General features: G+C 55.5%; 7 protein-coding genes and 1 pseudogene. 3 read left to right on the forward strand and 5 right to left on the reverse strand.

Features of this window, described 5'->3' with window-relative positions:
• Positions 1 to 41 precede the first annotated feature (41 nt).
• Together pstB and phoU are read left to right on the forward strand one after the other, a co-directional pair.
• Positions 42 to 815 carry a phosphate ABC transporter ATP-binding protein PstB gene (gene pstB / locus AB1287_RS05565; RefSeq protein WP_312630157.1) on the forward strand — a complete coding sequence of 258 codons (774 nt, stop codon included), beginning with the start codon at positions 42 to 44 and terminating at the stop codon, positions 813 to 815.
• Between the two features lie 12 nt (positions 816 to 827).
• On the forward strand, positions 828 to 1,553 hold the full coding sequence (gene phoU, locus AB1287_RS05570) for a phosphate signaling complex protein PhoU (protein ID WP_159768852.1): 726 nt from the start codon (positions 828 to 830) through the stop codon (positions 1,551 to 1,553).
• Positions 1,554 to 1,648: 95 nt separating this feature from the next.
• Here the strand turns inward: phoU and yieH are convergent, their stop codons facing one another.
• Positions 1,649 to 2,314: a 6-phosphogluconate phosphatase gene (yieH, locus tag AB1287_RS05575; protein ID WP_435617200.1), complete on the reverse strand. Its 666-nt coding sequence runs from the start codon at positions 2,312 to 2,314 to the stop codon at positions 1,649 to 1,651.
• Positions 2,315 to 2,484: 170 nt separating this feature from the next.
• On the opposite strand from yieH, the gene adeP reads away from it, so the two are divergent.
• Positions 2,485 to 3,822, forward strand: a complete 1,338-nt coding sequence (gene adeP, locus AB1287_RS05580) for an adenine permease AdeP (RefSeq protein ID WP_435617201.1) — start codon at positions 2,485 to 2,487, stop codon at positions 3,820 to 3,822.
• 129 nt (positions 3,823 to 3,951) lie between these two features.
• Here adeP and AB1287_RS05585 read toward each other — a convergent pair whose 3' ends face one another.
• From AB1287_RS05585 to AB1287_RS05600, 4 genes and pseudogenes are all read right to left on the reverse strand, one after another.
• Positions 3,952 to 4,518, reverse strand: a complete 567-nt coding sequence (locus tag AB1287_RS05585; RefSeq protein WP_435617202.1) for an NADPH-dependent FMN reductase — start codon at positions 4,516 to 4,518, stop codon at positions 3,952 to 3,954.
• 30 nt (positions 4,519 to 4,548) lie between these two features.
• Positions 4,549 to 5,298: a 4'-phosphopantetheinyl transferase family protein gene (locus tag AB1287_RS05590; RefSeq protein ID WP_312628036.1), complete on the reverse strand. Its 750-nt coding sequence runs from the start codon at positions 5,296 to 5,298 to the stop codon at positions 4,549 to 4,551.
• A gap of 146 nt (positions 5,299 to 5,444) precedes the next feature.
• Complete coding sequence (gene yidZ / locus AB1287_RS05595) at positions 5,445 to 6,440, reverse strand: HTH-type transcriptional regulator YidZ (protein WP_312628035.1); 996 nt, start codon at positions 6,438 to 6,440, stop codon at positions 5,445 to 5,447.
• Positions 6,409 to 6,722, reverse strand: a pseudogene (locus AB1287_RS05600) (multidrug transporter subunit MdtL); the annotation flags it as partial. The gene yidZ and the pseudogene AB1287_RS05600, both read right to left, overlap by 32 nt.

Below are 6,722 nucleotides of genomic sequence, written 5' to 3' on the forward strand. Positions count from 1 at the left end.
CAGCGTGGCGAAGAGCGGCGCTGAATGAGGAAGAGATTGAGATGAGTATGGTTGAGACGACCCCGGGTAAGATTTCAGTTCGTGATTTGAACTTCTACTACGGCAAATTCCATGCCCTGAAAAACATTAACCTGGATATCGCCAAAAACCAGGTAACGGCGTTTATCGGCCCGTCGGGCTGCGGAAAATCCACCCTGCTGCGCACGTTCAACAAAATGTTTGAGCTCTATCCGGAGCAGCGCGCGGAGGGTGAAATCCTGCTGGATGGCGACAACATTCTGACCAATACCCAGGATATTGCCCTGCTGCGCGCCAAAGTTGGCATGGTGTTCCAGAAGCCGACGCCGTTCCCGATGTCGATTTATGACAACATCGCCTTCGGCGTACGCCTGTTTGAGAAGCTGTCCCGTGCGGATATGGACGAGCGCGTGCAGTGGGCGCTGACCAAGGCCGCATTATGGAATGAAACAAAGGATAAGCTGCACCAGAGCGGCTATTCTCTCTCCGGCGGCCAGCAGCAGCGTCTGTGCATTGCCCGCGGAATTGCGATTCGCCCGGAAGTACTGCTGCTGGATGAGCCATGTTCAGCGCTGGACCCGATTTCAACGGGCCGCATTGAAGAGCTCATCACTGAGCTTAAGCAGGACTACACCGTGGTGATCGTTACTCATAACATGCAGCAGGCGGCGCGCTGTTCCGACCATACTGCGTTTATGTATCTTGGCGAACTGATTGAATTTAGCGATACCGATGCGCTGTTCACCCGACCTGCGAAGAAACAAACTGAAGACTACATTACTGGCCGCTACGGTTGATTTGGAGCGCACATGGATAACCTCAATCTTAACAAACACATTTCCGGCCAGTTCAACGCAGAGCTGGAGCATATTCGCACCCAGGTGATGACCATGGGGGGGCTGGTGGAGAAGCAGCTGTCCGACGCCATCACCGCGATGCATAACCAGGATCAGGATCTGGCGAAGCGCGTTATCGACGGTGACAAGCAGGTCAACATGATGGAAGTCGCTATCGACGAAGCCTGCGTGCGCATCATTGCCAAGCGTCAGCCGACCGCGAGTGACCTGCGCCTGGTAATGGCGATCATTAAAACCATCGCCGAGCTGGAGCGTATTGGTGACGTTGCCGACAAAATCTGCCGCACCGCGCTGGAGAAGTTCTCCCAACAGCATCAGCCGCTGCTGGTGAGCCTGGAATCGCTGGGTCGCCACACCGTGCAGATGCTACACGACGTGCTGGATGCGTTTGCGCGCATGGATCTGGATGAAGCGGTGCGAATTTATCGCGAAGACAAAAAAGTGGATCAGGAATATGAAGGCATCGTGCGTCAGCTGATGACCTACATGATGGAAGATTCCCGCACCATTCCAAGCGTGCTGACCGCCCTGTTCTGCGCCCGCTCTATCGAACGTATCGGCGATCGCTGCCAGAACATCTGCGAATACATCTTCTACTTCGTGAAGGGGCAGGATTTCCGTCACGTCGGTGGCGACGAGCTGGACAAGCTGCTGGCGGGGAAAGATCCGAAGGAGTAAGCGGAACGTCTGGCGGGTGGCGCGTTGCTTACCCGCCCTACGAAACCGGGGATCCCGTAGGCCGGATAAGCTTGCGTATCAGGCATTCAGAAAAATTATTCCGTAATGCTCCAGCCCCGGGCCTTCCACAATCCTGGTAACTCATCCAGACGCGTAAACGTCGTTACCTTCGGGTGGTTAATTGGCTGGTTGTGCGGATCGGCACAGAAGTAAAACACCTCCATCCCTGCCGCCACGCCGGACATCGCCCCCGCGCTGGAATCGTCGACCAGCACGCACTTTACCGGATCAACGTTCATGGCTTTCGCCGCGTGGTACATCAGCGCCGGATCGGGTTTCCAGGCCTGAATGTCATAGCCGCTGAACAGCTTATCGGGAAAATGATGCAGCAGGCCGGTGTTGCCTAAAGAGTGCTGCATTTTACTCACCGGACCGTTGGAGACGATGCACATCGGAACCGTCATCGCGTCCAGCAGGGCATTTGCGCCATCGATCGCTTCGAGCTCGCTGTCGAACAGCCGCGCAACCTCGGCACGATAAACGGGTTCCAGCCTCTCTTTTTCAAGCTTCACGCCGTACTCGGCATTAATGGTGTCGATAATCTCGTACAGCTTCACCCCTTTAAAGCGTTTGAAGATCTCTTCAAGCTCAGGGGTGATGCCAAACTCCCGGAACATGTGGACATAAGCCCGGGAACAAATCACTTCACTGTCGACCAGCGTGCCATCGCAGTCGAAGAATACCGCCTCAATACTGGACATGCCGTTTCCTGTTGTCACAAGTTTAACGTTTACGTAATACAATTTGCCCGACGCAATCGTTGCCGTATAAGCAAAATCAATGAAAAAAATGCATTCGAAGCGCCCCTATTGTCGCATTTTGGTATAGGATAGCGACGAATTTTCCCCTCCTTATGTTCGGAAGCAAGAAGATGAGCCAACAAGATAACACCCAGGCGTCAGGTCAGGGTCTGCTTCAGCGCGTGTTTAAACTGCGCGAGCACGGAACGACGGCACGCACGGAAGTGATTGCCGGATTTACCACCTTCCTGACGATGGTTTACATCGTTTTTGTAAACCCGCAAATTCTGGGCGTGGCTGGCATGGACACCAGCGCCGTCTTCGTCACCACCTGCCTGATTGCCGCCTTCGGCAGCATCATGATGGGTCTGTTTGCGAACCTGCCGGTTGCGCTGGCACCGGCTATGGGCCTGAATGCGTTCTTCGCCTTCGTGGTCGTGCAGGCGATGGGCCTGCCGTGGCAGGTGGGTATGGGTGCTATCTTCTGGGGCGCGATTGGCCTGCTGCTGCTGACCATCTTCCGCGTGCGCTACTGGATGATTGCCAATATCCCGGTAAGCCTGCGCGTGGGGATCACCAGCGGTATCGGACTGTTCATCGGCATGATGGGCCTGAAAAATGCGGGCGTGATCGTTGCCAACAAAGAGACGCTGGTGAGCATTGGTAATCTGACTTCCCACAGCGTGCTGCTGGGCGTGCTGGGCTTCTTTATTATCGCTATTCTGGCTTCGCGTAACATTCATGCCGCGGTGCTGGTGTCTATCGTTGTCACCACCCTGCTGGGCTGGATGCTGGGCGATGTGCACTACGCTGGTATCGTCTCCACGCCGCCGGATGTGACTTCCGTTATTGGCCACGTTGACCTGGCGGGGTCATTAAACCTCGGCCTGGCAGGCGTTATCTTCTCCTTCATGCTGGTAAACCTGTTTGACTCCTCCGGTACCCTGATCGGCGTGACGGATAAAGCGGGTCTGACCGACGAAAAAGGCAAATTCCCGCGCATGAAGCAGGCGCTGTACGTGGACAGCATCTCTTCCGTTGCCGGTTCCTTTATCGGCACGTCTTCCGTTACCGCGTACATTGAATCCTCTTCCGGCGTTTCCGTCGGTGGTCGTACCGGCCTGACGGCAGTCGTGGTTGGCCTGCTGTTCCTGCTGGTGATTTTCCTCTCACCGCTGGCTGGCATGGTGCCACCTTATGCGGCAGCAGGTGCGCTGATTTATGTAGGCGTGCTGATGACCTCAAGCCTGGCCCGCGTGAAGTGGGACGAGCTGACCGAAGCCGTTCCGGCGTTTATTACTGCTGTGATGATGCCGTTCAGCTTCTCGATCACCGAAGGCATCGCGCTGGGCTTTATCTCTTACTGCGTGATGAAAATCGGGACCGGTCGTTTCCGCGACCTGAGCCCGTGCGTGATTATCGTGGCGTTACTGTTTGTGCTGAAGATTGTGTTTATTGACGCTCATTAAGGTGTGGCTTGTGGTGTCAGGTGGCAAAATAAACAGCAAGGCCTTCCCGAGGGAAGGCCTTTTGTGTTTGCACCCTCTCCCTGTGGGAGAGGGCTGGGGTGAGGGCATCAGGCCGCACACCTTTTTCTTTTACGCTTTCACTCGCTGAATATATTCACCAAACGCGGTCAGCTGACCTGTGAGGTGATCGCGCGTGCTTTGATCCACCACTTCACCCGTTTGCGGGTCGACTTTGTTTTGAATCACGCCGCCCATAAATTCAGGTTTGTTCATCACCATCGCGTCCAGGAACACCAGAATCTGACGCAGATGATATTGACAGCGTGCGCCGCCGATCGCGCCCATTGAGCTGGTCTGGATCAGTACCGGCTTCCCGGCCAGCGGCTGTTCAGGCAGACGAGACAGCCAGTCGATGGCGTTTTTCAGGCCACCCGGCACGGAATAGTTATACTCAGGCGTCACGATCACTACGCCATCAGCCTCACGAATTTGTGCCGCCAGCGCCTCTACGCTCTGCGGGAATCCCTCTTCCTGTTGGATATCGGCGTCATACAGCGGGATATCGCTGATGGACGGCAGTGCGCTGATTTCCATGCTCGCCGGGGCGAGATTTGGCAGAGTTCGTGCGACCATACCGTTAAATGAACCTTTGCGCAGGCTCCCCAGCAACGTAACAACTTTTAACGCTTCAGACATGATTACTCCTTTAGTTTTCATCATGATGGGTCAGTTCAGTATAAGGGCTTTTTCCGCAGGCAGGCTGGTAAAACGCATCAGGCGTGCGGCAGGCTCGCTGGCGCGAAGGGGCACATCCGGCAGGCTGCGCCATCCGGTTTTGCTGTCGAACTCCCAGACCTTTAGCCTTTCGATAGCAGGCGTTGCCGCAACGGACCACACCAGTACGTCTTCTGCATCGCAAATGGCTTCAATCTGCAGCACTTTGGCGGCTCTCAGACGGCCGGAACCGGGTAACAGCTGGAGATGCCGGGACGAATCGCTTTGTGTCTCGCCAATCAGCTTCAGCACGCTCTGGCGTAAAGCCTGCAGCTGTGCGCGAGCTTCATTGGGATCGTTCTGGTTGTTGATCCAGATTGTTTCATTGCTGCTGAAGGGATAGGTTTCCGGGGCATGAGGATGATGAAAGCTGCGGGTAGCACGCTGAAGCTCCATGTCCAGACCACATTCGCCTTCGGTGGTCAGCGCCACGCCGACAATATTCCCGGCGTAAGCAATGGAAAAGCGCGGATGGTTCTCATCGCGAAAAACGGGTTTTCCATCGGGGCGGTAGATTATTTCCGGAAGTTCGCTGGTGCCGTAGAGCATAAATAACAGCTCGGCGAGCAGCCCGCGCGAGGCCAGGAAACGTGCCTGGCGATGCTGAGGCAGCTTTCGCGCTTCGTTGTGACAGGACGAGGAAAGTCGCACTGAGTGCAGATGTCCGTCGTTAAGGATCCCTCTTGCAAAATGCATTGCCATTATGTCGCTCCGTGATTAATGGTCTGTGAGGCTGAGAATGTAACTCTATTATCACCCAGGTTGATGAGGTTTTAATGTTGGATAACAGGCCGGGAAAGTTCCCGACCAGCACATTTACATTTCCTTAGCCGCAATGGTCTGTCAGTTCACACATTTGTGGGCTCATCGCTGAGTAAACCAGACTGAAACGCTTCACCGTACAGCTGTTTGAACATCGACGTCAGCCAGATAATCTTCGGGTTGTGGCCGTTGCGTTTGTGCCACATCAGCGTAAAAGGGACGGCCAGTTTTTGCAGCTGCGTTTCGTCCAGTGGAATGGGGCGCGTTACCAGCTTCAGGCCGTGCTGTTGATTATAGTACTGACAATAATAAGGCGCGGTGGCGAGCAGCGTATGCCCGGGCTGGGCGGCCATAAACATAGTGGCCTCAAAACCCGGCAGGCTCATCGCTATCTGACGCTTGTGCCCGGACTCATTCAGCACTTCGTCCAGCGCCCAGGTGTCGCTTTTCTCCCAGCAGATGCTGATGTGCGGATAGCGCAGGAACGTCTCCAGATTCCACTCTTGCTGTAGGGCCGGATGATCTTCTCGTAGATAGACGCGAGGCAGGTCGGTAAACAGAACTTCGAAGTCGATAAACCACGGCAACAGGCTTAATGATTCCCGCGATCGCGGATGGCTTTCCCGCCCGCTAAAGCCCAGATCCACCTCGCCTCGCACGATGGCGTCCAGCGAATCGTAATCCCAGTTGCGCAGACGCACCGTTGCTTCGGAATAACGCTGGTGAATTTGCTGCGTGAGCGTGTTGAAGGCAATCAGCATCAACGGAGATTCTGCCGCCAGTTCAAACGTCAATCCGCGGGGCGTGTCGTAGTGTGGTTTATCCAGAAGCTGGTGGCTCATCTGCATCCAGTCAGCCAGATCCTGCTCCATGCTCACGGCCAGCGGCGTGGGATGCAGGCCGGTCGGCGTTTTGACGAACAGCGGATCGTTGAACCAGTCCCGAAGTTTTGCCAGAGATTTGCTGACGGCGGACGGCGTGACGCTCATCCGCTTCGCCGTCTTACTGACGCTGCGTTCCTGAAGCAGCAGCTGCAGGCAAAAGAGGAGATTAAGATCGAGAGTGGTCAGGGATTTTTTCATGGTCCGGCGCGCCCGCCCGCGCGGACACAAAGGTGGTCAACAGAATGCAGACCATGCTACAGCTAATCAGAATCCCGATCAGCATATTCAGCGTGCTGACGCCGGAAAGGGCTGCCAGCCAGATGTACAACGATGAGCCACATACCTGAGCGATACCCAGAATGGAGCTCGCTACCCCCGCCCGCTGGCGGAACGGCCCCAGCGCCTGACTCATCGTCACGCCAAAGCCCAGCGAAAAGCCTGCGCACACCAAAGTCAGGCCGGCACTGTTGCAAAGTTCGT

It is taken from the genome of Scandinavium sp. UTDF21-P1B, from assembly GCF_040750395.1.
GTDB lineage: Bacteria > Pseudomonadota > Gammaproteobacteria > Enterobacterales > Enterobacteriaceae > Scandinavium.